The sequence below is a fragment of the Profundicola chukchiensis genome (genome assembly GCF_029664245.1).
Taxonomy (GTDB): Bacteria; Bacteroidota; Bacteroidia; order Flavobacteriales; family Weeksellaceae; genus Profundicola; species Profundicola chukchiensis.
In genome coordinates this window covers 1-25,273 of sequence record NZ_JANAIE010000001.1, presented here as the reverse complement: position 1 = coordinate 25,273, position 25,273 = coordinate 1, and the positions used below count along the sequence as shown (strand labels likewise).

The 25,273-nt window shown below is 35.4% G+C and carries 18 protein-coding genes and 1 tRNA gene; 4 read left to right on the top strand and 15 right to left on the bottom strand.

Features of this window, described 5'->3' with window-relative positions:
- Positions 1–7: 7 nt before the first annotated feature.
- Entirely contained in the window at positions 8–1,537 is a 1,530-nt protein-coding gene (locus NLM59_RS00095) for a Do family serine endopeptidase (RefSeq protein ID WP_304415696.1), read from the bottom strand.
- 288 nt (positions 1,538–1,825) lie between these two features.
- Here NLM59_RS00095 and NLM59_RS00090 point away from each other — a divergent pair, with 288 nt between their 5' ends.
- The gene (locus tag NLM59_RS00090; RefSeq protein ID WP_304415695.1) at positions 1,826–3,034 is read left to right on the top strand and encodes an AI-2E family transporter; all 1,209 of its coding nucleotides are present in this window, start codon (positions 1,826–1,828) and stop codon (positions 3,032–3,034) included.
- Positions 3,035–3,060: 26 nt separating this feature from the next.
- Here NLM59_RS00090 and mgtE read toward each other — a convergent pair whose 3' ends face one another.
- Positions 3,061–4,413 carry a magnesium transporter gene (gene mgtE, locus NLM59_RS00085; protein WP_304415694.1) on the bottom strand — a complete coding sequence of 451 codons (1,353 nt, stop codon included), beginning with the start codon at positions 4,411–4,413 and terminating at the stop codon, positions 3,061–3,063.
- The gene (gene rsmA, locus NLM59_RS00080; RefSeq protein ID WP_304415693.1) at positions 4,410–5,177 is read right to left on the bottom strand and encodes a 16S rRNA (adenine(1518)-N(6)/adenine(1519)-N(6))-dimethyltransferase RsmA; all 768 of its coding nucleotides are present in this window, start codon (positions 5,175–5,177) and stop codon (positions 4,410–4,412) included. The genes mgtE and rsmA overlap by 4 nt, the downstream gene beginning before the upstream one ends.
- Positions 5,178–5,276: 99 nt before the next feature.
- Between rsmA and NLM59_RS00075 the strand changes: the two genes are divergently transcribed.
- Positions 5,277–5,492, top strand: a complete 216-nt coding sequence (locus NLM59_RS00075) for a hypothetical protein (protein WP_304415692.1) — start codon at positions 5,277–5,279, stop codon at positions 5,490–5,492.
- 12 nt (positions 5,493–5,504) lie between these two features.
- On the opposite strand, the gene NLM59_RS00070 is transcribed toward NLM59_RS00075, so the two are convergent.
- The 10 genes from NLM59_RS00070 to mfd all read right to left on the bottom strand — a co-directional run bounded on the left by NLM59_RS00070 (position 5,505) and on the right by mfd (position 18,927).
- On the bottom strand, positions 5,505–7,619 hold the full coding sequence (locus tag NLM59_RS00070) for an amino acid carrier protein (protein ID WP_304415691.1): 2,115 nt from the start codon (positions 7,617–7,619) through the stop codon (positions 5,505–5,507).
- Positions 7,620–7,801: 182 nt separating this feature from the next.
- Positions 7,802–8,875 (bottom strand): saccharopine dehydrogenase family protein, encoded by a 1,074-nt coding sequence (locus NLM59_RS00065; RefSeq protein ID WP_304415690.1) that lies wholly within the window; start codon positions 8,873–8,875, stop codon positions 7,802–7,804.
- Between the two features lie 121 nt (positions 8,876–8,996).
- Entirely contained in the window at positions 8,997–9,503 is a 507-nt protein-coding gene (locus NLM59_RS00060; protein WP_304415689.1) for a DUF421 domain-containing protein, read from the bottom strand.
- Between the two features lie 154 nt (positions 9,504–9,657).
- Positions 9,658–11,397 (bottom strand): thiamine pyrophosphate-dependent enzyme, encoded by a 1,740-nt coding sequence (locus NLM59_RS00055; RefSeq protein WP_304415688.1) that lies wholly within the window; start codon positions 11,395–11,397, stop codon positions 9,658–9,660.
- A gap of 220 nt (positions 11,398–11,617) precedes the next feature.
- A tRNA-Met gene (locus tag NLM59_RS00050) sits at positions 11,618–11,690 on the bottom strand.
- Positions 11,691–11,767: 77 nt separating this feature from the next.
- Complete coding sequence (locus NLM59_RS00045) at positions 11,768–12,877, bottom strand: metal ABC transporter permease (protein ID WP_304415687.1); 1,110 nt, start codon at positions 12,875–12,877, stop codon at positions 11,768–11,770.
- Positions 12,874–13,755: a metal ABC transporter permease gene (locus NLM59_RS00040; protein ID WP_304415686.1), complete on the bottom strand. Its 882-nt coding sequence runs from the start codon at positions 13,753–13,755 to the stop codon at positions 12,874–12,876. Before NLM59_RS00040 ends, NLM59_RS00045 begins: the two co-directional genes overlap by 4 nt.
- Positions 13,755–14,510, bottom strand: a complete 756-nt coding sequence (locus NLM59_RS00035) for a metal ABC transporter ATP-binding protein (protein WP_304415685.1) — start codon at positions 14,508–14,510, stop codon at positions 13,755–13,757. Before NLM59_RS00035 ends, NLM59_RS00040 begins: the two co-directional genes overlap by 1 nt.
- Entirely contained in the window at positions 14,497–15,381 is an 885-nt protein-coding gene (locus NLM59_RS00030; protein WP_369426741.1) for a metal ABC transporter solute-binding protein, Zn/Mn family, read from the bottom strand. Before NLM59_RS00030 ends, NLM59_RS00035 begins: the two co-directional genes overlap by 14 nt.
- Positions 15,382–15,567: 186 nt before the next feature.
- A complete protein-coding gene (mfd, locus tag NLM59_RS00025; RefSeq protein ID WP_304415683.1) occupies positions 15,568–18,927 on the bottom strand; it encodes a transcription-repair coupling factor in 3,360 nt (1,119 codons plus the stop codon).
- Between the two features lie 415 nt (positions 18,928–19,342).
- On the opposite strand from mfd, the gene NLM59_RS00020 reads away from it, so the two are divergent.
- On the top strand, positions 19,343–20,218 hold the full coding sequence (locus tag NLM59_RS00020; RefSeq protein WP_304415682.1) for an OmpA family protein: 876 nt from the start codon (positions 19,343–19,345) through the stop codon (positions 20,216–20,218).
- Positions 20,219–20,292: 74 nt separating this feature from the next.
- On the opposite strand, the gene NLM59_RS00015 is transcribed toward NLM59_RS00020, so the two are convergent.
- Both NLM59_RS00015 and tilS read right to left on the bottom strand, forming a co-directional pair.
- The gene (locus NLM59_RS00015) at positions 20,293–22,431 is read right to left on the bottom strand and encodes a protein-disulfide reductase DsbD family protein (protein ID WP_304415681.1); all 2,139 of its coding nucleotides are present in this window, start codon (positions 22,429–22,431) and stop codon (positions 20,293–20,295) included.
- Positions 22,404–23,699, bottom strand: a complete 1,296-nt coding sequence (tilS, locus tag NLM59_RS00010; RefSeq protein ID WP_304415680.1) for a tRNA lysidine(34) synthetase TilS — start codon at positions 23,697–23,699, stop codon at positions 22,404–22,406. The genes NLM59_RS00015 and tilS overlap by 28 nt, the downstream gene beginning before the upstream one ends.
- Positions 23,700–23,763: 64 nt before the next feature.
- Between tilS and NLM59_RS00005 the strand changes: the two genes are divergently transcribed.
- Positions 23,764–24,804: an endonuclease gene (locus tag NLM59_RS00005; protein ID WP_304415679.1), complete on the top strand. Its 1,041-nt coding sequence runs from the start codon at positions 23,764–23,766 to the stop codon at positions 24,802–24,804.
- Positions 24,805–25,273: the final 469 nt, after the last annotated feature.

The window sequence follows — 25,273 nt, the reverse complement described above, 5'->3', positions numbered from 1 at the left end:
GTTTTAATTACATTTTAAATCCTTTGGTGTAAATTCTTCCATAGCGGTCTACAAAGTTTACAGACACATTACCTTTATGTTTCTTAAGGATTTTCTCGATATCATCTCCCGAATTAACTTCTTTTCCATTAATCTTAAGAATGATATATCCATTTTGAACTCCAATTTCTTGTAAGATTCCAGTTCTATTAACATCAGTTACTAAGACTCCACTCTCGATGCCGTATTGAACTTTTTGTTTGTTAGTTAAAGGCTCAAATTTAGCACCCATTTTCTCTGTAATAGTTAAGTCATCTAAAGAACGAACCGTGTCGTTACCTTGAAGGTCTTTAAGTTTAACTTTATAAGTTCTCATTTTACCATTGCGTTCAACTTTTACATCAACGATGTCTCCTGGTTTTTTAGAACCAACAGCAACTGAAAGTGCGTTGAAAGTTGTTACTTTCTTGCCATCCACTTCTCTAATGATATCACCTTCCTCGATTCCAGCTTCGATAGCTCCACCGTTTTCAGAAAGCTCAGCAACCATTACACCTTGTGTAGTTTTAAGTTCTGTTTTGTTAATGCGGTTGTAGTCTCTAACAGCAGCTTCATTGGTTAAGTCGATACCTTGAATACCAATATAGCCACGCTGAACCATTCCGTAAGTTTTGATGTCGTCAACTACTTTTTTAACTAAGTTAGAAGGAACAGCAAAACCGTATCCAGCGTTAGAACCTGTTTTAGAGTATATAGCAGTGTTAATTCCCACTAAATGTCCATAGGTGTTTACCAAAGCACCACCCGAGTTTCCTGGATTAATGGCGGCATCAGTTTGAATAAATGATTCAATAGGATGATCTCCGTTTTGACTTAAAATTCCAATACCTCTTCCTTTAGCACTCACAATTCCTGCAGTTACTGTAGAATTAAGTCCAAAAGGGTTTCCAATCGCTAGTACCCATTCTCCAACCTTAATTTGGTCTGAGTTATAGAAAGATAAATGAGGTAAGTTATCTTCATCAATCTTAATCAAAGCGATATCTGTATTAGGGTCGGTACCGATTAATTTGGCGGTATAAGTTTGTTGATTGTTTAATGTAACCTCTAATTTATCTGCATTAGCAATCACGTGGTTGTTTGTGACAATGTAACCATCTGTAGAGATAATTACTCCAGAACCAGCGCCGCTAGGTGTGTTTTCGTCTCTTTGAGGTCTTCTTCCTCTTTGATCAAAGAACTGATCGAAGAAAGGATCGTTAAAAAAATCAAATGGATTTTGTCCTCTTTGACTAGCAGAAGGGTTACCAAAGTTTTTGATACTAACCACCGCATTTACTGATTTGTCGGCAGCTTGTGTGAAATCCGGCATTACAGTACCAGATGATGCGTAATTATAAGTTGCAAATTTTCCATCGGCCTCGGCTTCAGGATCAGCTTGCGTTATTATAGAATTAGAATCATTCAACAAGTTGTTGTCGGATGAATATTGAATTAAGCCGTAGGTAGTTCCCGCACTTAAAACACCCACGAACGCATAAGTTAGAATGTTTTTCATTTGTATATTGTTTATTTGAATCAACAAGAACAAATTTAGTACCAATTCAATTAGCTATACAAGGGCCTTAACAAGCCTTAACATCTTTTATAAGATTCTTGGCTAGATTAGGCATTAATGAGCCTTAAGAATTGAAGATGCATTAAAATTTGGTTAATAATCTGTCATTTTGTCTGTTTTGCCTGAGGGTTTATTAAGAATTAAAAATTATAAATCTGATTTAGATATAAATAATGCTATAGAAAATAAGTTTATATTTGACACGTATCTCATAAAGATAGAAAGGCCATGTTGAACTTCACATTTTCTCCGAAAAATTACTTTTATACCATAGCAGGAATATTTTTAAGTATTGCATGTCTTTATTATGGTAAAAGTTTTCTGATACCTTTTAGTTTCTCTTTATTACTAGCTTTTATATTTGTTCCTTTAGTTCGTTGGTTTGAGCGAAAAGGAATTCCCACTGTATTTTCCATTGTATTGGTTTTTGTGGTGGTAATCGCAGCTATTTTCGGTGTGTCCTTCTTTTTTGGATCTCAGATTGCAAATTTAATTTCGGAGTTCAATAATTTCAGAGATAATTTTGTTCAATTACTGAGTCAAGGAATCGAGAAATATAACTCAACTTTCACCTATTTGCCACCGATTGATGTGAGTGTTGTGAGACAGAAAGTATTAGGTTTCTTTGAAAGTTCTGGAGGCTCGATATTATCTTCTACGTTTACGCAGACTTCTACATTTGTAGCGCACGTGTTTTTAGTTCCGGTATATGTTTTCTTATTGTTATTGTATCGACAAGGGATTAAAAAAGGAATTACATTTTTCTTTCCTATCGAAAAAAGAGAAAAAGTAGAGGAGATTTTATATGAAGTTCAAGGAGTTGGTAAGAATTATATTGTAGGGCTATTCTCGGTAATGCTGATAATGGCTGTTATTAATAGTACTATGCTTTTAATTATCGGAGTTGATTATGCTATTATGTTTGGGTGCTTGGCTGCGATACTTATCATAGTGCCTTATATCGGAACCTATGTTGGAGCGGCACTACCTATTTTATACGCCTTGGTAACGATGGATTTGACACATGCTATTATGATTCTGATAGGATTTATTGTCGTTCAGGTTGTGGAAGGTAACTTTTTAACACCTAAAATTGTTGGAAGCAATACCAGTGTGAATGCTCTTACCGCTTTTGTTGCTTTAATCGCTGGTGGATATATATGGGGAATTGCAGGAATGGTGTTGTCTATTCCATTTATAGCTATGCTTAAAAAAATCTTTAGACATGTTTCTGGGCTACAGCCTCTAGCTTTATTAATGGGAGAGGAGCTATATGAAGATGATATCGATGTTCCGGATCATGTGGATTTAAGAAAGACGGAGATTAGTTTAACGCCTGCAGAACCAGAAGCTCCGCGCATAACAATTTTAGAAAAAATTAAAAATATCTGGAATATTTGGTTTGGTAAAAAGAATCAGGATAATGATGAGGTTTAAATCTTAGGCCTTAAGTATTTATTAAATTAAATCCCAAGAAATAGTCTCGCTACCAAAAAGTAGATTGAAATTCCGATAACATCATTACTAGTTGTGATGAATGGACCTGTCGCAATAGCTGGGTCGATACCCCTTTTATCTAAAAATATTGGAATCGTTGTTCCTACAATCGCGGCTACAATTACAACAGAAAATAATGAAATGGATATAGTGACTCCAGCTAAAAAATCTCCATACATGGTATAGCTAAAAGCAAATAAAAGTACTGATAAAGCAAGGCCACTGATGAGTCCCATACCGATTTCTTTGCCTAAATTCTCCCATAAACTTCCTTTCATAGTTCCACCGGCTAGAGACTGAACCACAATCGCTGATGATTGAACTCCCATATTTCCAGCAGTTGCCGCAATCAAAGGGATGAATAGAATCAGCATCGGAATTTTCTCCATAGCTCCTAAGTTGCCATCTAGAATTCTTGAACTCACCAGACTTCCCACAACACCAATAAATAACCATGGTAGTCGTGCTTTGGTTTTAGTCCAAAGATTATCTTGCATATCTACGTCCACAGAAATACCCGAAGCCATTTGGTAATCCTTTTCTGCTTCATCTCTCATAACGTCTAACACGTCATCGACTGTAATATGTCCGACTAAGCGTCCTCGTTCATCTAAAACTGGCATTTCAAAAAGGTCATACTTCTGGATGTCAATAGCCACATCTTCTGCAAGATCTGTTACGGTTACCGCGTTAAATCTAGGATTATAAACATCTGCAATCTTGGTATTAGATGAAGTGGTTAAAAGACTTTTAAGACTTAAGGTTCCGAGAAGTTTATCATTATCATCTACCACATAAATGGAATAAACTTCTTCCATTTCTTCGGCTTGACGACGCATAGAGCGAATAGCACCTAATACACTTTTGTTATGATTAACCTTCACAAGCTCTTTACTCATGATACCACCCGCGGTGTTTTCATCATAACGTAAAAGGTCAACAATATCCTTGGCGTGTTCTTCGTCTAGGATCTCAGAAATTACCTCTTGTTTCTTGCTATCAGAAAGTTCGGAAATAACGTCGGCCGCGTCATCCGATTCTAGCTCCTGAATAACTTCTTCAGCAATTTGCTTTGAAGATAAATTCTTTAATAAACGTCTACGATATTCCTCGTCAAGCTCAAGTAGAACTGCCGCCGAGTCTTCGTTTTCTAAAATGGAAAGAATGAATAGTTGATACTCTAGATCCAGCTCTGGAAACAACTCTGCAATATCGGCATTGTGTAATGTCGCGAGTATTTCAAGGGTAGCTCTAGCGTTTTTTTCTTCAATAAATGGAAGAATTTGATCTAAAATTTCATTCATGTTCCATTCGTTCATCCTGTCATTATTTTAGTTAGTTCAATAAAGTCTTCTACAGATAATTGTTCTGCGCGCATACTAAAGAATTTGTGATCCTTTTGCGACTCAGGAATACCTAATTGCTTTAGAGCATTACGTAAAGTTTTTCTTCTCTGGCTAAAACCAGCTTTTACAACTTGCTTAAATTTCTTGTCATTTACTTCTAAATCTTGTCTAAATCGATTCAGTCGAATAACACCAGATTTAACTTTAGGGGGTGGCGTAAATACATGTTCGTGAACTGTAAATAAATATTCAACTTTATAATAAGCTTGAATTAATACAGAAATCACACCATAAGTTTTATTTCCATGAGGCGCAGCAACTCTCTCTGCAACTTCCTTTTGAAACATACCTACCACCTCTGGCACCATATCTTTATGTTCAATGACTTTAAATAGAATCTGAGAAGAAATATTATAAGGGAAATTTCCTACTACCGCTAAATCTTCTTTAAACTCTGAAGCCAAATCCATTTTTAAGAAATCTTCCTCATAAATAGGCAAAACTTCTTTAATTCCATTATATTTTTCTTTAAGATAAGCAATCGAATCTCGATCTATTTCTACAACAGAAACATTACGCTTTTGCTCTAATAAAAATTCTGTCAACACACCCATTCCAGGCCCTATTTCTAAAACTTGATGATAGTTCTCCCAAGTTAGAGAATTGACTATTTGCTCTGCGATATTTTTATCGTTCAGAAAATGTTGACCTAAATGTTTTTTTGCGCGAACTGACATAGCGACAAAGGTAACGTAAAATTATTTTTGATTAAGGAAACTTGTAAATTTTAAAACAAAGCTTTTATACAAGCTAAATAAATTCATTATTTTTACCAAATGCGCATATTCTTACTTTGTCTACTTTGGTTCGGAACAACTTCTTTTCAGGATGTTTCTTTTAATACGGTTTATATCTGCAACGGAAAATCAAGCAAGAAATATCACCTGACTCCCAATTGCAGAGGTTTGTCTAATTGTTCAACCAAGATTTATAAAGTCACAAAAGACGAAGCTAGAAGACTCAATAGAACACTTTGTGGTTGGGAAGATTAAATTCCTGCGTTTTTAAGATTTAGCTTTAAGGAATTTAGGATTGATGTATAATTTCCCTTCCTTGAGTTTCTTCCAATATGCTTTCATATCCGCATTAATTTCTGGAGCTAAAATATATAGACCAATAATATTCGGGAAGGACATCGCTAAAATCATCATATCTGCGAAACTTAAAACTGCGCCTAAACTCACAGAAGCTCCTAATACTACGAAGCCTAAGTACATCAACTTATACACTAACTCACCTTTTTTACTTCTACCGAATAAATAAGTCCACGAACGCATTCCATAATATGACCAAGAAACCATTGTTGAAAATGCGAAAAGGAATACAGCAATAGCTAATACAACTGGGAACCATGAAACTACACTACCAAAGGCATCTGCGGTTAATTCAACACCACCCATTCCTTGACTAGATTCGTGCATCCCTGTAAAGATTAATACCAATGCCGTCATGGTACAAACTACCATGGTGTCAATAAAAGGCTCTACTAAAGCGGTAAAACCATCGGCTATCGGATGATTAGTTTTTGAAGCACTGTGCGCAATTGCGGCAGATCCAACACCAGCTTCACTAGAGAAGGCAGCTCTTTGTAGTCCAACAATTAAAACTCCAATAAACCCACCTTTTAATGCATCTGCTGAGAAAGCACCATCTACAATTGCCATAAATGCAGTTCCTAAATGTTGAACATTAGTTCCAATAACTACCAGACAACCTATAATATATAGTAAGGCCATAATAGGAACAACCTTGGCTGTTACTTTAGCGATACTCTTAATTCCACCAATAATTACGGCACCCACTAATAAGGCGAAACCAATTCCAAACCAAAATCCTTGACCTTGTAGAATGGGAATCTGTTCTGATACAATCTTAAATGCTTGGTTAGATTGTAGCATGTTTCCTCCTCCGAAAGATGCTCCAATTCCTAAAAAGGCAAAGAATGCAGCTAAGAATTTACCTAATTTAGTGAGGTTTCTTTTTTCCAATCCATGTCTTAAGTAGTTCATCGGACCACCAAAAATACGCCCATCATCATCAATGAAACGATATTTTACACCCATGGCACACTCGGCGAATTTTAATGACATTCCAAAGAATCCGGCTAAGAACATCCAAAAAGTTGCTCCAGCTCCTCCTAAGGAAATGGCTACTGCCACACCGGCGATATTACCTAATCCAACAGTTGCAGAAACCGCAGTTGCCATGGCTTGGAAATGGGTAATAGTTCCTGGCGCATTGGGGTCATCATATTTACCTTTAGCTAAATCAATAGAGTGTAAAAAACCACGAATGTTAACAAACTTTAGTCTTAGAGTAAAGAAGATACTACCCAAGATGAGCCAAATTACAATGAATGGAATGTTGCTTTTTTTCTTGTCTCCATTCGGGTGTAATATTGGACGAGCTTGGTCAAATTCAAGTTTTCCTAGCTTTTTAGCTGTGGTTGAAATCGCTTTAGACTCAGAAGAAATTAAACCTCCTTCTTTTAATAAATGTTTTAAAGTCGCATTAGATTTGGCCGAAATCAAAGTTTCTTTTCCGCTCTCATCTTCTATAATGGCAATCTCTTGACCTTTTTCTACACGTTCACCGCTAGCTACGAGCCATTCCTTAAGATAATATTTCTGTGTTTCTTCGTCAATTATCTCCTTTGGTAGGTTTATGTTTTGGTAAGAAGAATAAACCACAGGATCATAAATGCCAAGGCTAGCAAATGGATCCCAAAATAAAATGGCCCCTAAAATATCTACTGCGGGCTGAACATTACTATTAAATATCTCGGTAATAGATTCAGCCTTGAGTTCAAATTCTTTTGTGGCTTTGTTGCCATCGGCATCTGTAACAGTAAGAGAATAGGGCATACCTTCAATCAAACCCTTTGATTCTGCTGAATTTAAAGGTGTGCTTTGGTTGGTCCATTTATACTGATAAGGAGCTTTTCCTCCAACCACTTTAGCTTTCGCAATACCATTATTAATCTCTTTAGATGGATTGATTAACTCAATATCTAATTCCAACGCATTGGTTTCTACTTGCTGAGAAAAGCTAAAAACATAGAAAAATGTGAAAATTAAAGCTAGAATCCTCGATTTATTAAAATGTATAGGGTTTTTCATGTAATTTTTTTTTCAGAAATGCCAATCTAACAAATCACGTGAGCCTACCAAAGCTATTTTAATAAATATTTATGATAATGAATAAGTTGAGCTTATTTTTATTAAATTATTTAAGAAATAGATAAAGGTTAAATCGACAATGATTGTAATTTAAAAGCGGGCTTATTAAAACTTAATCCTAATTATTTTGGGTCCTTATAAGTCTCGTACATAGAGCCATAATGTGATTCCATAAATAAATCAAATGGGATTTCTTCTTGTTTAATAAAGCCTTTGTCTTTAAGTTTTCCTTCCGAAACCAAATCAACTACCGCTGAAATACTACAAGCAGTTGTCCAGCTAATGGCTCTCCATTCTTTATTGTCTAAAGTTATTCGACGGTAAGATTCAGAGAATTCTTTTCTACATAGCTTTCCATCAATTTTACCTTCCACAGCTGCATAAACCAAAACAATATCCTCATCAACGATAGGCAGAGCGTTATTTAGAATATCCTTTGCTAGCTTTCTGTCGTTTTTAAGTAATAAATCATGTAAAAGAAGTTTCATCCCATCTCTATGTCCTGGGTAGCGAATGGTTTTATAGTTTAAAGTATCTACTTTGTTTTCTAAAGTTTCGCACATAGTTCCTAATCCACCAGATGTAAGAAATGCTTCGTATTGTCTTCCGTTAATATTAATCGATTCAACATCATCCAAAGAAGCTAGCATTTTTCTTTCTCCATTATGAATAACTTCCGCGTCATTAATATATTCGTTGATTACACCTTCAGCGCTCCAAGTAAAACTATATCCAAGTTGTCCCATAGGATGTAGAGGTAAAGCACCTACTCTTAATTTTACACTGCGCACTTCTGAAAACTGTTTATAAAGTCCGGCGCCCATAATTCCAATAAACCCTGGCGCTAAACCACATTGTGGTGCTAAGACGGAATTACTCTTATCAGCCATTTTCTGAATTGCGTGTAATGTTGGAACATCTTCTGTTAGGTCAAAATAGTGAACGCCCAAATCAACGGCTATTTCTGCAACTTTAATGTTTAAAAAGAAAGGTAAACAAGAAACGACAGCATCTTTATCCTTTAAAAACTCACGCATAAAGCTTTCATCGGAAACATCACCTGTAGTTTGTTCAAAAGGGAAGTTTTCTTCACTTTTTGCCTGATCAACACCTATTACATCATATTTTGAACTTAGTAAGGTCGCTACTAAACTTCCTACTTTACCAAGACCTAAAACTGCTATTTTTTTTATCATAATTCGCTAAAATTTTAATTCTTAGAAAGTTAGTGAATTTGTGTAATAAATGCCAAAATTGAGCGGTGTTTTTTAGTGATTATTGAGTTTTTAAGTGCTTGTTTTGTGAAAATATAGATTTTTATAGTTTCTCAACATCCTTTAAAATGATATCATCTATTTCAGTGTTGTCGTTGCCATGCAAAACAGAAATATCTCCTGTGCTTTCGAAGACAACTGCTTTCACATTTTTCATTTGTTTTACATTCGCTTCCCTCAGTTTTCCTAATAAATCGTCTAAACTGACATTACACTTTTTTAGGTTTTCATCTATAATTTCGCCATCCAGCATTAAGAATTGTGGTTTGTTTGTAAGAAGCTTTTTAAAGAGTTTACTCTTTCTAACCAAAAAGGAAAAGATGGTTTGTAAAGTAATAATGCAAAATAAGGCTAAGGCTCCTTGTTCTAAACTTTGATTTTTATTTAAAATCGTACTCGCTAAAATTGATCCAATAGCAATAGTAGAAGCGAAGTCGATGCTACTCATTTTAGCGAAAGTGCGCAGACCAAATATTCGCGTAAAGAGGATCATGATAGCGAAAATGGCGAAAACTGAAGAGATAATTATTAAGGCTGAATATAATGTCATGTAAGAGTTTTTTAATTCATGAAAAAGCAACAAGAAATATTCCATTCGTTGAGGTTGATTTCAATGGTTGAGTTAGTAGAAAATATTTGTAAACATAAAGACCGTTTGCTTTTTAAGAAAACGGTCTTGAATTAATAAGTGTTTTATGTTTAATTTAAAATAACTCTTTTAAGTACTTCATATTTGATTTTGCTGAATCGATTACGTCTGCTGTTTGTCCATTTAGCATAAGTTTACCCATGCTTTTTGCAAAACCTTTTATTTGATTAAAGTCAACTCTAGGAGGCATAGCAAGCGCATCTGGATCCGTAAATATATTTACTAAGGCTGGTCCATCGTGATTTAAAGCCTCTTGAATAATGTCTTTAACATTTGCACATTCTTCTACATTCCAGGCTTTAATATCCATAGCTTCGGCAACTTTAGCAAAATCCGGATTCTTCATGTCTGTTTGCCAATCTGGGTATCCAGCAACAAGCATTTCTACCTTCACCATTCCAAGAGAGCGATTATTGAAAACTATCATTTTTACAGGAATGTTATACTGACTAATCGTCATCATATCTCCTAAAAGCATACTGATTCCACCATCACCACAAAGAGCAATAACTTGTCGGTCGGGTCTAGAAAGTCCAGCTCCAATAGCCATAGGCATTGCATTCGCCATCGAACCGTGGTTAAAAGACCCCGTTAAATAACGATTGCGTTTCCCGCGGATATATCTTGCCGCCCAAACAGCCGACATTCCGGTGTCAACAGTGAAAATAGCATCATCAGTTGCTACTTCATCAATTATGGATGCTACAAACTCTGGATGAATAAACTTATCCTTCGATCTTTCATTTACATAAGAAGCATATTTTTTCTCTTGATCCTCGTGTAGCTCACGCATATCTTTCAAGAATTCATCATCCGATTTCTTGATAATCATAGGAAGTAAAGCTTCTAAAGTATCTTTAATCTTGCCTGCATAACCATAATCTACTTTTGCACGACGTCCAATTCTTTCAGGTTTGTCATCAATTTGAATCATGGTATTTTCCTCTGGTAAAAAGTCAGTGTATGGGAAGTCTGTACCTAACATAATTACAAGATCAGCTTCCTGCATGGTTTTGAAGCCAGATTTACTTCCTAAAAGTCCATTTAAACCGACTGCATAAGGATTGTCAATTTTATCAAAGAATATTTTACCGCGGAAACTAAATCCAATAGGGGAGTTGATTTTCTCTGCTAGTTGCATGACTTCTTGTTGAGCGTCTTTACAGCCGTAGCCGCAGAATAACATTACTTTTTCTTTAGAGTTAATGACTTCAGCTAATTCAGCTAGCTCTTGTTTTCCTGGAGTTACAATAGAATTGGTGTAAAAGTTTTTACTCGCAACCGTGATGTCTTTTACTTCAGCTTCCGAAACATCTCCTGGTAAACCAACCACGGCAACTCCTCTCATTTGAATCGCATGTTGAATTGCAGACTGAAATGCGTTAGCAGCTTGTTGAGGTGTATTAGCCATAACGCAATATTTACTACAATCGTCGAAGAGCTTTACGATATTGGTTTCTTGAAAATTTTCCATTCCAAACTTATCCGTTGTAATGGTAGAAGCAATCGCGATAACAGGATTTCCAGAACGATTAGCATCATAAAGTCCGTTGATTAAGTGAACATGTCCTGGGCCACTACTTCCCATGCAACAACCTATTCCGTCGAGTTCGGCATCCATAGAAGCAGCATAAGCTCCAGCTTCTTCGTGGCGCACGTGAATCCATTCCAGTCTTCCGTCTCGTCTAACGGCATCGTTGATGGGGTTTAAGCTATCGCCAGTAACGGCATATATTCTCTTAACGCCTGCATCAACTAAATTTTCTACTAATAAATCTGCTATTTTCTTGGCCATATCTTTAGGTTTTCAATAAATATAATAAACTTGAATGGTTTATTAGGATTAAACCAAATCAAATTTTAATTAATAATTATAAAAATAGTCTAAAGCTATAGTTCTGCTATTCAGATAATTTTGTGTTGGAATGATTGGATTGTTTTAAGTTCTTAGATTAAGAAAGCTTAAATAAAGGCAATAAAAAAGGTTTTACATTTCTGTAAAACCTTTTGCTTAGTAGCGGGAGTTGGACTCGAACCAACGACCTTCGGGTTATGAGCCCGACGAGATACCGACTTCTCCATCCCGCGTTATTGGACTGCAAATATACAAACGATTTTTTAACTACCAAACATTTCTTCAAAAAAGTTTAATAAAAGTCGGCTTTTTACTCCTCTAAATACTCTTTAACCTTCAATCTAGTGAATGTTTGACCTGTTTCGGTGATATGAATTACACCTTCATTTATGTCTACAAAGTTCTTGTTTACAGCAAGTTTAAGAACTCTGTTGGCTTTGAGTTCGTCCCAGTTTATATGTTCTTGTAAATGATTTACGCTTTTTTCACTTTTTTCTTCATGACTTTGTAAATGTATCAGTAAAGTTAGAAGGGAAATCTCTTGACGCTTTCTTTTATGACGAATCTTCTTGGTAAACCTACCTTCTAATGGCGAGAATAAGTAAACGATTAAAAACATGACGCCAAGAACTGCCATCATGCTTCCGGCAATAGATGCATCTAAACTATGTGCTAACCAATAACCCGCAATAGCTGAAATAGCTCCTGAAATCATAGAGATGATTATCATTTGTTTTAAGTCATTCGTAAGTAAATAAGCTATTGCCGCTGGAACAATCATAAATCCAACAACTAATACAGACCCAACTGCGTCGAATGCCCCAACTATAGTGACAGAGGATAAGAACATCAGTAAATAATGAATGATGATAGGAGAGAAGCCCAATGTGGCCGCTAATCCTGCATCAAATGACGAGACTTTTAACTCTTTGTAGAATAAGAGTAAAAGTGAAATAATTACGACGAAAATAATTCCCATTACCCAGAGAGCTTTAGGACCTAAGTTCATATCATTAAAGAAAAATCTATCAAAGGGAGCAAAAGCTAGTTCCCCTAATAAAACGGCGTCAGTGTCTAAGTGTACATCGCCGGCGCTCCGGGTAATCATTATGATACCAATACTAAATAGGGCAGGGAATACTATTCCAATAGATGTATCTTCTTTTACGAGTTTGGTTTTCTGAATCCATTCGACTAAAAACACGGTGAACATGCCCATTAAAGCCGCCATTAAAATTAATAATGGAGAATTTAAATCCTCTGTAATGAAGAATCCCAAAACGATTCCTGGTAGGATAGAATGGCTAATCGCATCTGAAATCATGGCGATTTTTCTTAATACCAAGAAAACACCCAATATCGAACAGCAAAGCGATACTAGAACAGCAATAAGTTGTATTTCTACTTGTGAAAGACTCATTTTGTATACTGTTTTTGTTTTTCCTTATTTGTTAAATACTTGGCGATTAAACCACGTTGAGGTGCAAATAATAAAGAAAGGAAAACGATTGCCGACACGATTAAAACGACCACTGGCCCTGTTGGTAAATTGGATTCCGTAGCACTTATATAAGATCCGAAAACTCCACTAAATGCTCCAATTATAGCAGCAATTCCTAACATTTTTGATAAGGAATTAGTCCATTGTCTTGCAGCGGCTGCAGGTGCTAATAAAAGCGAACTCATTAAAACCACCCCAACGGTTTGTAAACCCATCACGATAATGATGACAATGAGTAAAGTCAACATTAAATTTATTTTTTGAACAGGAATATCTAAGGTTTGAGCATATTCAGCGTCGAACAGGAATATTTTGATTTCTTTCCAAAAAGTGAATACTAGTAATAAAGATGGAATTAAGAAACCTAACATTAATAACACATCTTTTTGCATTAAAGTTGAAGCTTGCCCAAATAAATATTTATCTAAACCAGCTTGATTGGCATCGTCTAAAGATTGAGCATAAGTTAATAACATCATTCCAATTCCGAAGAAAACCGAAAGTATGATTCCTAATGCGGTATCGGTTTTCAATCTCGAGTTTTTAACTATATCATTCACGAAATAAGAACCCAAAATTCCACAAACAATGGCACCAGATAAAAGAACGAAACTGGATTTTTCTCCAGTTATTAAATAAGCCAAAACAATTCCTGGCAATGCTGCGTGTGAAATAGCATCTCCTAAAAGACTTTGATTTCTAAGAACAGCAAAGCTTCCTAAAATGCCACTTGTCGCACCTAACAATCCCGTTCCTAACGCAATAATCCAAAAAGTTCTTTCGAATAAAACTTCCATTAGTTTTCGGGATTTGTAAGTAAATAAGCAAAAGAATGTTTGCTACCGTAAGCCTTTTTTAAATTTTCAGTGGTGAAAGTTGATTCCATCGGACCACAAGCAATTACTTTGACGTTTAATAACAACACCCAATTAAAATACTCTGGAACTGTGTCCAAATCATGATGAACCACCACTACGGTTTTTCCTTGTTCTTTTAATTCTTTTAAAAGTGCAATTATGGCTACCTCGGTAGTAGCGTCAACACCTTGAAAAGGTTCGTCCATAAAGTAAATATCGGCATCTTGAACTAGCGCACGTGCTAGGAAAACTCGCTGTTGCTGCCCACCTGAAAGTTGAGAAATTTGTCGATCCTTAAAATCTAACATCTCTAACTTGCGCAATGCGTCAATCGCTTGGTCTTTCTCCTTTTTTCCAGGTCTTTTAATCCAACCTAATTTACCATAAGTTCCCATCATCACTACGTCAAGCACCTTTGTTGGGAAGTCCCAATCCACACTTCCACGCTGAGGTACATAAGCGATTTTTTTCTTCTGACTGTCGTATGAATCTCCATTAATAGTAATAGTTCCAGCCAATGGATCAACTAAATTCATAATCGACTTGATTAAAGTGGATTTTCCTGCTCCATTAGGCCCGACTATCGCCATTAACACACCATGAGGAATTTTTAAGTCAATATCCCACAGTACAGGTTTTTGATGATAAGCAACCGTAAGATCGTCTACTTCTATGGCAAATTTATTCTGTGACATTTAATGCGTTTACAATGGTTGACATATTATAAATATACATTCCAAGATAGGTTCCTTCTGGTGTGCCAGAATTACCTAATGAATCTGAATATAAAGTTCCGCCTAAAGCAACATTTTTGTCTTTTGACTCTACTGCACTTTTTAATGCGAGAATAGTTTGTTCTGGAACTGAACTTTCTACAAATATGGCGGGTACATCATTTTCAACGATAAAATTCGCTAAGTCTAAAATATCTTTGGTTCCAGCTTCAGCCGTAGTAGAAATACCTTGTAACCCTACCACTTTAAAATTGAATTCTTTACCGAAATATGAAAAAGCATCATGAGCTGTAACAAGAATTCTTTTTTCTTTAGGAAGTTTAGAAGCAATTTCATTTAAATCTTCTTTCAAGGATTTTAACTCTAAATCATAAGTCCTTAAATTTTCTTCAAAAAAATTTTTATTCTGTGGCTGTAAGGTGGAAAGCTGTTTCGTAACATATTTAGCTGCAAGTCTCCAATTCTCAACAGAAAACCAAATGTGTGGATCATGATTTCCTGCAAAATTTGCTGATGAAATTTTGTTTTTTTCAGGCAAACCATCGCTCAAGGCAAATGTTTTATAGCCAGATTTATTCATTTTCTCGAAAACATCTACCATTTTACCTTCTAAATGAAGGCCACTGTAGAAGATAGCATCGGCTGTAGTAAGTTTGGTAACGTCTCCTTCGCTTGCTTTGTATAAATGCGGATCTACGCCAGCTCCCATTAAACCAACTACTTCAATAGAATCTCCTCCAATCTGATGTAATAAATCAGAAATCATGTTGGTAGTAGTTACCACCTTGAATTTAGCACTTTTCTTCTTTTTTTGGCAGCTGAAAATTAGCATGAAGCAAGAAATAATGACTAAATAATTTATCCAGTATTTTCTCATTTATTTAAATGTTATTCTGCAAATATAATAAAATTGTTAGAGCAATCTAACAATTTTAGAATCTAAAGTAAATGAGAGCACTAAGTCCAATTTTAGATCTCAAACTTAGTGCTTAAATTTTTAAAAATAGATAGGATTAATTTATTTTTTTAGTCGGCCAAGAACTTCTAGCGCTTCATCTACGGAACTAACATCTTTAATTTTTAAGATTAAAGAAGGTAAATCACTACCGCGAACCGTTCTTTCTTTTAAACTAGCAAAATTTGGATTTTGTGCTAAATATTGAATGATATGTTGAAATTGTTCTCCTTGATAAAAAGGCGATTGAGTGTTGTTAATGAAATATCCAGAAAGAATTTTTCCTTTCATGATGATTTTCTCTAAACCAAGTTTTTGAGCTAACCATTTTAATTCAATAGACTTTAATAACTCCACGGCTTCAGTTGGTAAATCACCAAACCTATCAATTAAAGTTTGTCTGAAAGATTCTAGCTGCTCTTCATTTTCAATCTGCGTGATTTCTTGATACAAGGACATTCTTTCTTCGACCGAGTTTACATAATCATATGGAAGTAATAGCTCTAAATCAGAATCTAGATTAAAATCAGATACGTAGTGATCTTTCTCTGGTTCGTCTTCAAAAAGCTCTTTGAAATCTGGTGAATATTTCAATTCTTCAATAGCTTCATTTAAGATTTTCTGATAGGTTTCAAAACCCATTTCTGCCATAAAACCACTTTGCTCAGCACCTAATAAATTTCCAGCTCCACGAATTTCTAAATCCTTCATGGCAATGTTGAATCCAGAACCTAAATCACTGTATTGCTCAATGGCCTGAAGTCTTTTTCGGGCTTCACTGGTTAGGGTCACTAGTGGAGGAGTAATTAAATAACAAAATGCTTTTCGATTACTTCTACCAACACGACCACGCATTTGATGAATATCAGCCAAACCAAAATTCTGAGCATCTACAATAATCATGGTATTGGCATTGGGTACGTCAACACCACTTTCTACAATCGTTGTTGAAACTAAAACATCGAATTTACCTGCCATAAAATCAAGCATGGTTTTTTCTAGTTTTTTCCCATCCATTTGGCCATGACCGATTCCAATTTTTGCCTCTGGAACCAATCTTTGAACCATTCCCGCGATATCTTTTAATCCGGCAATACGATTGAAAATTATAAAGACTTGACCGCCACGCTGAAGTTCATAAAACACAGCATCGCGAATCACCTCTTCGTTTAAACCAATCAATTTGGTTTCAACCGGTTGTCGGTTAGGTGGTGGAGTTTTTATGATAGATAAATCACGTGCTGCCATTAATGAGAACTGTAGCGTTCTTGGAATTGGCGTCGCCGTTAATGTAATCGTATCTAAATGTGCTCTAAGGGTTTTTAGTTTATCCTTGACAGAAACACCAAATTTATGTTCCTCATCTACAATCAATAAACCTAAATCCTTGAATTTTACTTTTTGACTAACAATCTGATGAGTACCGATGATAATTTCAATTTTACCATCAGCTAAATCTTTTAAGATTTCTGTCTTTTGTTTGGCAGTTTTAAATCTATTTAAGTATTCAATTCTAACTGGAAAATCAGCTAATCTTTCTTTAAAAGATCTCCAATGCTGGAAAGCTAAAATAGTAGTTGGAACTAAAACAGCCACTTGTTTTCCGTCTGTAGCCGCCTTGAATGCAGCACGAATAGCAACCTCGGTTTTCCCGAATCCAACATCACCACAAATCAATCGATCCATTACCAAAGGACTTTCCATATCGGCTTTCACATCCTCTGTGGCTTTTAATTGGTCTGGTGTGTCTTCATACATAAAAGATGCTTCTAACTCATTTTGCATATAGCCATCTTCAGAAAATTGGAATCCTTTTTCCATTTTTCGTTTAGCATATAGTTTAATTAAGTCGAATGCAACTTCCTTAACTTTTTTCTTGGTTTTATTTTTAAGATTTTTCCAAGCTGGCGAACCTAATTTATTAATGGTTGGCTCTTTCCCATCTTTGCCCGAAAATTTAGCGACTTTGTGCAAGGAATGAATCGATACATATAATATGTCGTTATCTCGATAAATCAATTTTATCGCCTCCTGCATAGTTCCGTTAACATCGATTCGCTTTAAACCACCGAATTTTCCAACACCATGATCAATGTGAGTTACATAATCTCCAACTTGAAGTCCTGTAAGCTCCTTAAGCGTAATACTTTCTTTCTTAGAGAAGCTATTTCTTAAGTTGTATTTATGATAACGTTCAAAAATTTGATGATCGGTATAGCAAGTAATCTTTAATTCATTATCTACAAAACCTGAATGAATTGTGCTGATGATAGGGTTAAACTTAACTTCTCTACCAATGTCCTCAAAAATATCTTTGAATCTCTGCACCTGTTTCTCTCCCGAACAGAAAATATAATTGGTATAACCATCCTCCGACTTTTCTTGTAGGTCGTCGATCAATAAATCAAACTTCTTATGAAATGGAGGTTGAGGTGTTTGATTGCTCTCGTAAATATAATGTGGTGTAAGCAAGGTTTGATTTGAAAGTTCAACTACAAATCTTGCTTCTAATTCTTTTTTTAATTCAGTTTCTGTAGTAAATATTTCTTCTGGTTCTGAACGCTGGATATCTTGTGATAAACCTTCAAAAGCATCTTTGGCTTTTGAAAAGGTATCATCTAAATGCTTAGCAGTTAAAATTAAATTTGTCCCCACAATGCAAGTCGACTTTGGTAGGAATTCAAGGAAATTCTGTCTTTTTTCAAAAACTAATTTATTCTCGACATTGGCTACAATTGTAATTTTATTCACTTTCTCAATAGAAAGCTGGGTCTCAATATCGAATTTTCGGATGCTTTCCACTTCATCTCCAAAGAAAGAGATACGATATGGGTTTTCATCAGAAAATGAAAATATATCAATAATTCCTCCACGAACGGAAAACTCACCGGGTTCTGTTACAAAGTCAACTCTATGAAAGTCATAATCGAATAAAACTTCATTTAAAAACTCAACAGAAATTTGTTCGCCAACCTTAAGTCTTTGCGTTTTATTCGATAGAGTAGCTTTAGTAACTACTTTTTCTGTTATCGCATTCGAGTTAGATACAATTATGCGTGGCTTCTTAGAAGATGAAAGTTTATTTAAAACTTCGGTTCTTAAAACCACATTGGCATTATTAACTTCCTCGATTTCGTAAGGCCTACGGTGCGAGGGAGGGAAATAAAGCACGGTGTTTTTATCATAGATTTCCTCTAACTCATTTAGAGCATAGGATGCCTCTTCTGGATCATCATAGATTACTAATATGGATTGCTTAATTTCTTCAAATAAATTAGCAATAGTAAAGGATTTAGACGAACCAATTAATCCTTTAATTTGTAAACTACCTTCTGCGTTTTCTTGATGAAAAGCAATAGCTTTCTGCACAAAATCGGCTGATTTGTGTAAGGATTTTATTTCTTTAAGTGTAGTAATGTTCAAAACAGGGCAAAATTAAGTAATTTTCCTGTATTCAGAATCTGTTTTCAATGATATAATGGTCTTAAAATAATTTATGTAAAATTACATCTGGATAATCATTCGGTTTTAAATTTATTATCCATATAAATTCCAATGATCAAAATAAGTAGCATTGCTAGCATACTTTTCCATAGTGGGCTCCATTGTAGAGGTTGATTTATCGATTCTGGATAATAAACCACAAAATAAAATATTGCCGAACCCAGCAACTAATAAATAAAACGAAATGCAAGCTTTATCATAAAGATTAGAAGTAAGCGAAATATAACTAAATTTGATAAAATATTAAAAAGCAAAACTCATCTTCCTAGTCCATATTAAATATTATCCCTTAATCTCATTTTTAATCCTATACTTTGGGTTAACAAACATTGCTTTGGCTCAAAAAGAGGATAAATCCAAATATCCAGACATTGTAGTAGAAGCCTATTATTCTGGCTATTTCGATGTTTTTGAACAACTTTATGGCGGACAAGGTTTGAACTTTCCCATCCGAATGAACCACGATAAGATTTTGGGAGAAAACAAAGAAAAATGGTTCGTGAGTTTGCCCAAAGACAGCTATATCATACTTGAGTTTACCGATAATGAAATTATAGATGCGCCCAATCAACCCGATATTATAGTTGTGGAGCACGGATGTTGTGATGAATGGGCAGAAATTTATGTTAGTAACGATGGTAAGGAGTTTTCATTTTTGGGAGTTGTTAATGATTGTGGGCAAGATAAATTAGACTTGGCTGATATTGGATTCGATAAACCCGTAAGATTCATAAAGGTGGTAGGCCTTGATGTTAAATGTGCATCGCCAGGTTTTGACTTGGTTTCTGTACACGCATTACCGGGTGCAAACAAGAGATTATATGTAGGAATGGACCAAGTAGAAGAGTATTTTGAAGAAGAAAAAACTGATGAAATATTAATTCTAGAGAATGTTTATTTCGATACCGATGAAGATCAAATTCAATATAGCGGAACAGTGGATTTAAATAAGGTTATTGAAAAATTAATAGAATTCCCTGAGATTAAAATCAAAGTTTCTGGACACACAGATAATGTGGCTTCTGCTGCTTATAATCTTAATTTGTCTAAACGTAGAGCCAAAGCCGTGAAAAATTATTTAATCCAAAATAATATCGATGAAAGTCGTATAGAAACCGAAGGTTTTGGATTAACTCGACCTTTGCGTACCAATGAAACCGAAGAGGGTAGAGCGCAAAATAGGAGAGTAGAGATTAGACGATTGAATTAAAATTTAAAACATTAACCCATAAAAAAAAAGGCAGCCAATTCTGACTGCCTTTTTTATTTTTAAATCCTTTAAGATTAATTACTCTTATTGAAGTTTTCAATTCCTTCATCCATCCATTGTAGGTAGGTGTCGATGTTCAACTCAGTTCCCATCGGTTCGTTGAAGTGAGTTAAATCTTCGTCAACAATTATATATAATGGTTGTGAATTTGACTGGAATTTCTCGATTTGATAAGCTGACCACTTGTCACCAATCGTTCTTAGTTTTCTTCCTTTTACTTCCGAATAAACCTTTTCTTCCTCTGGTAATTCAATCATTCTATCTACATAAAGTGAAGCTAAAACAACTTCATCTGATAGTTTTGCCATAACTCTTGGGTCTGACCAAACATTATCTTCAACTTTTCTACAGTTCGCACAAGCGTCTCCAGTAAAGTCAATCATAACTGGTTTTCCAACTTCTTTAGCATATGCAAATGCATCGTCAATATCATAGAAAGCAGGAATTTGGTGTGGACCATAGTGTGCATTTTCTGGTAATTGAGTTGCATTGTTTGTTAATCCTCCGCCGCCAAAGAATCCTGTTGGAGATTCTGCATAGTTTTTAGGTGGCGTTAAACCACTTAATAATTTAAGAGGTGCTCCCCATAAACCTGGAATCATATAGAAGACGAACACAAAAGTTAAGATCGCAAACATCAATCTTGGAACTCCAATTTTGTTGTCGTCAGAATCTAATGATAAACGGAATGCGTTGATTAAATATAATCCCATCACAAAGAAAATTCCAATCCAAATTGATAAGAAAATCTCTCTTTCTAACCAGTGTGCTTGCCAAACTAAATCAGCATTTGATAAGAATTTAAGTGCAAAGGCTAATTCGATAAAACCTAAAGATACTTTTACCGTGTTTAACCATCCACCAGAACTTGGTAATGAATTCAACCATCCTGGGAAGATTGCGAACAAAGTAAATGGTAAAGCTAATGCCAATGAGAACCCAAACATTCCAATAGCAGGTCCTAATAAAGCTCCTGTGTTAGCTGACTCTACTAATAATGTTCCAATAATTGGTCCTGTACAAGAGAACGAAACTAGAGTTAAAGTCAATGCCATAAAGAAGATTCCAATTAAACCTCCTTTGTCAGCTCCTTTATCTGCTTTGTTTACCCATTTAGAAGGTAATGTAATTTCAAAGGCTCCAAAGAACGAAATAGCAAAAATGATGAATAATACAAAGAATGCGATATTCACCCATGGATTGGTTGCCAAAGCATTTAATGCACCTGGACCAAAAATAGCTGTAATTACTAGTCCTAAAGCAACATAAATTACGATTATCGATATACCATATATAAGCGCTTTAGTAATTCCGCTACTTCTTGTTTTACTTTGCTTGGTGAACATACTCACCGTCAATGGAATCATTGGGAAAATACAAGGCATTAATAAAGCTGCAAATCCCCCTAAGAATCCAAAAATGAAGATCTCCCAAAACGTGCGGTTTCCTTTATTGCTTGGTTCTTTTACGTCAACATTAGTCTCAACGCTTGCTGACTCAGATGTATTGTCTACATCTTGGTTAGCCGAAGATAAATCTGGTGCAGGTAAATTTACCGCCCCATCAGCATCTGTTTCCTCTGTAGAAGAATCATTACTGTCATCCGTAGTTGAAGTCAATTCATTGTTGTCCTCCGAACTATCTCCCTCTTCAGCGTCAAGTGTTTTGTTTTGTGTGGTTGATTTTTTAGGTTTAAGATCAAAGCTAAATGTTTTATAGTCTGGCGCTAAACAACCTTCATCATTACAAACTTGAAACATAATTTCAACCTCCGCCTTGGTGGTTTTAGCTACTTCGACTTTCTGAATAAATGTAACCTTACCGCCATAATACTGCTCACGCGCACTAATCAATTCGTTGAAAACATCTAATAATTTCCCCTTCTCTTGAATTTCACCAACAATCTTAATGTCTTTGTTATCCGTCCATGTAAATGAAGTCGGGATCCCAACACCACCAGAATCATCACCCTGTTTGGTAGAGTAAACATGCCAAGTATCCTCTAGGATAGCTGTCATGTGAATCTCAAAAGTGTTGTCGTTGATTTGTTTAGATTCCGAGGTCCACTTGATCGGATTCAGAATTTGGGAAAATGCGAAAAAATGAAGGACAATTAATAATAGAGTTAATCCAATTTTTCTACCTGTAACCATATATTTGTTTCTTTATCGGCGATAAAACTTTCGTCCCATCGTAGCCCAGGAATACCAATGATTTTATCATCTGCATCACACAAAATCCAAGTGTTTTCTTTTTCAATTTTAGATAACTTCAAATCTTTGAAAAATTTGCTCACTTTTTTGGATTGTCCTCCCATGCCACTCGGGCGAAACTTATCACCATTTTCACGAATCCGTAAAGATATGGGAAATTTAATTTTTTCGAAGTCCAAATGGCTCGAAAAATCCTCTGGGAGAGTTAATTTTTTCTTAAATCGCAATCGAATCGGTTTTTCAATATCATTAATTTTGTGAAAAACGTATTTCTCTAAAGATTTTTCAGACTTTTCCTGTAGTAGCAGATGTGAGCGATTTTTGATTAATCTATAATTTTCAGATCGAATTTCAGCACTTTCTTGACTATTCAATAATTTTTCGACTGCTTTAGGATGCTTAAAACCAAAGGGCTCAAACAAATAGAAGATGGCTTTTGCGTTCTTTTTCTCTTTTAAGGATGAAACCTCGATTTTAATATGATTCTGTTCTCGAATAAATAATCGATTTCTTAGCTCATCTATATAATCAGAAATTAACTCAACATCCTGCTTCAGGTGTTCAAGGCTATTAGAAAAACTCTGATTGAAATTCACATCTAACTCCTCCAAAGCCGGAACTATATGATGTCTAATTCTATTTCTTAAATAATGATCTTCGGCATTGGTAGCATCTTCGCGCCAATTTATTTGGTTGTCATCGGCGTAATTTTCAATTTCTTTTAAACTAACACCGCGCATAGGACGGATAACTTTTTCATTATGATCAATGCCAGTTAAACCTCTTAAACCTGTGCCTCGCGTTAAATTGATAAAAAATGTTTCAATTGAATCATTTAAATGATGGGCAGTAACCAAATAATTAAACTGCTCATGTTCCAATAATCTTTCAAACCATTCATATCTTAATTCGCGCGCCGACATCTGCAATGAGATGCCTTCACTTTCCATATGTTCCGGAACATTGAATTTTTCCGTGAAATATGGAATCTCATTTTCTGCGCAAAGCTCTCTCACAAAAGCTTCGTCTTTTTCAGATTCCTCGCCTCTTAACCCAAACTGAGCATGAGCAACCCCAAAATTTAGGTTTAGGTCTAACATTAGATTAAATAGAACGCTACTATCAATACCACCACTCATGGCCAAAAGATAATTTCTTTCTACTCCAAAAAATTGAAACTCGTTATAAATCTTGTCCTTAATATCCATTTTTCACTTAAAATGAAAACTTTACTTACATTTGTGTTAACAAAAATATACATACCATTTACAAATGAAGAATTATTTATATCTTTTATTTCTTTCGTTCTCTTTTTTGCTCCATGCGCAAACCGCACCACCATACTATCAGAGTGTTGATCTTTCTTTAGAAGGCCAAGCACTCAAGCAAGCTTTGAGTGGATTAATCACAAATACTCATAATTATACGGTTACATATAATGAATTGTGGAGTATTTTGAAACAAACCGATGAAAATCCAGAAAATTCCTCAGAGGTTGTTCTAATATACGGTTGGGATAATAACAATGCTGAGGACGACGACGATTATTCGCGTGACAAAGATGCGACTTGTGGTAACGGAAATCCTTGTACTGATGCCACATGGAACCGTGAACATGTGTTTCCAAAAGGTTTAGATGGCTCTAATTCAGATAATAACGGCCCGACAGCAGATCCGCATCACTTGCGCCCGTCAGATGTTGAAATGAATGGTTCAAGAGGAAACAGACCTTTCGGTTTTGGATCAGGAGTTCCTTCTTACATCAATTCAAATGGTGATTTCTATCCAGGTGAAAACTGGAAAGGTGATGTCGCACGTATTATTATGTATATGTATTTGCGTTATGGCGAGCAGTGGAATCCTAATTACACAGGAACGGGTGCTAATTCTTACCATTCCGAAATGCCAGATATTTTTTTGGAATGGAACGCCGAGGATCCAGTATCGGAAATTGAAACCAGTCGCAACACAATTCTTCAAGGTGTTCAAGGAAATAGAAACCCTTTCATAGACAATCCATTCTTGGCGACAGTTATTTGGGGTGGACCGGCTGCTGAAAATACTTGGCCAACAACTTTAGGAACAGTTAATCTTACTTCTTCTAAGGTTCAAGTGTATCCAAACCCAACCACTGAAACAGTTAATCTTTCAGGTTTAACATCAACAGCGATTATCAACGTATATAATAGTATGGGGCAGTTAATCCAAACTTATAAAGGAGTAGAGGAGGTTCCATTGCCAGAAAAAGGTATGTATATAATAACCACATCCGATCAGGGAGCTAAGAATAGTTATAAAGTAATACGTAAATAATCTTATTACATATATAGATATAAAGAAAGGGGAGCATTAGCTCTCCTTTTTTTATTTGGGCGTGCCCTTGTTGCCGGCTTAGGTCCTTGATTAAAGAAGCATCACAGATTGCGAGGTTAGTCCTCTAATTAAACAAACAAGAAGATAGGCAACAAGGTCAGGCTGTTTCGGGGTTCCGTCTTCTGCTGGCCTGGACCAACTTAGTAACAGGTAAAACCAATACGTCACTAAACATGCCTCACATGAAATTCACACTAAGTCCAGCAGAAGACCAAGCCCTGTCCATCCTTCACGCGAAAGACGCACGACTCTGGAGCCAATATTAAAGTAAAAATTCACTCAAAATAGAGGAGTAAATCCAGTAGATAAAATTAATTCAAGACATAAGTAATTGTAAATAAGAAAGTAGCAAATTACTTTAAAAATAAATCAATAAAACTTTTGTTTGGGAAGAAATAAAAGTTCTATA

Coding starts and splice junctions, on each gene's coding strand:
- NLM59_RS00095 (WP_304415696.1), bottom strand. CDS start 1,537: ATGAAAAACATTCTAACTTATGCGTTCGTGGGTGTTTTAAGTGCGGGA.
- NLM59_RS00090 (WP_304415695.1), top strand. CDS start 1,826: ATGTTGAACTTCACATTTTCTCCGAAAAATTACTTTTATACCATAGCA.
- mgtE (WP_304415694.1), bottom strand. CDS start 4,413: ATGAACGAATGGAACATGAATGAAATTTTAGATCAAATTCTTCCATTT.
- rsmA (WP_304415693.1), bottom strand. CDS start 5,177: ATGTCAGTTCGCGCAAAAAAACATTTAGGTCAACATTTTCTGAACGAT.
- NLM59_RS00075 (WP_304415692.1), top strand. CDS start 5,277: ATGCGCATATTCTTACTTTGTCTACTTTGGTTCGGAACAACTTCTTTT.
- NLM59_RS00070 (WP_304415691.1), bottom strand. CDS start 7,619: ATGAAAAACCCTATACATTTTAATAAATCGAGGATTCTAGCTTTAATT.
- NLM59_RS00065 (WP_304415690.1), bottom strand. CDS start 8,875: ATGATAAAAAAAATAGCAGTTTTAGGTCTTGGTAAAGTAGGAAGTTTA.
- NLM59_RS00060 (WP_304415689.1), bottom strand. CDS start 9,503: ATGACATTATATTCAGCCTTAATAATTATCTCTTCAGTTTTCGCCATT.
- NLM59_RS00055 (WP_304415688.1), bottom strand. CDS start 11,397: ATGGCCAAGAAAATAGCAGATTTATTAGTAGAAAATTTAGTTGATGCA.
- NLM59_RS00045 (WP_304415687.1), bottom strand. CDS start 12,877: ATGAGTCTTTCACAAGTAGAAATACAACTTATTGCTGTTCTAGTATCG.
- NLM59_RS00040 (WP_304415686.1), bottom strand. CDS start 13,755: ATGGAAGTTTTATTCGAAAGAACTTTTTGGATTATTGCGTTAGGAACG.
- NLM59_RS00035 (WP_304415685.1), bottom strand. CDS start 14,510: ATGTCACAGAATAAATTTGCCATAGAAGTAGACGATCTTACGGTTGCT.
- NLM59_RS00030 (WP_369426741.1), bottom strand. CDS start 15,381: ATGCTAATTTTCAGCTGCCAAAAAAAGAAGAAAAGTGCTAAATTCAAG.
- NLM59_RS00015 (WP_304415681.1), bottom strand. CDS start 22,431: ATGGTTACAGGTAGAAAAATTGGATTAACTCTATTATTAATTGTCCTT.
- tilS (WP_304415680.1), bottom strand. CDS start 23,699: ATGGATATTAAGGACAAGATTTATAACGAGTTTCAATTTTTTGGAGTA.
- NLM59_RS00005 (WP_304415679.1), top strand. CDS start 23,764: ATGAAGAATTATTTATATCTTTTATTTCTTTCGTTCTCTTTTTTGCTC.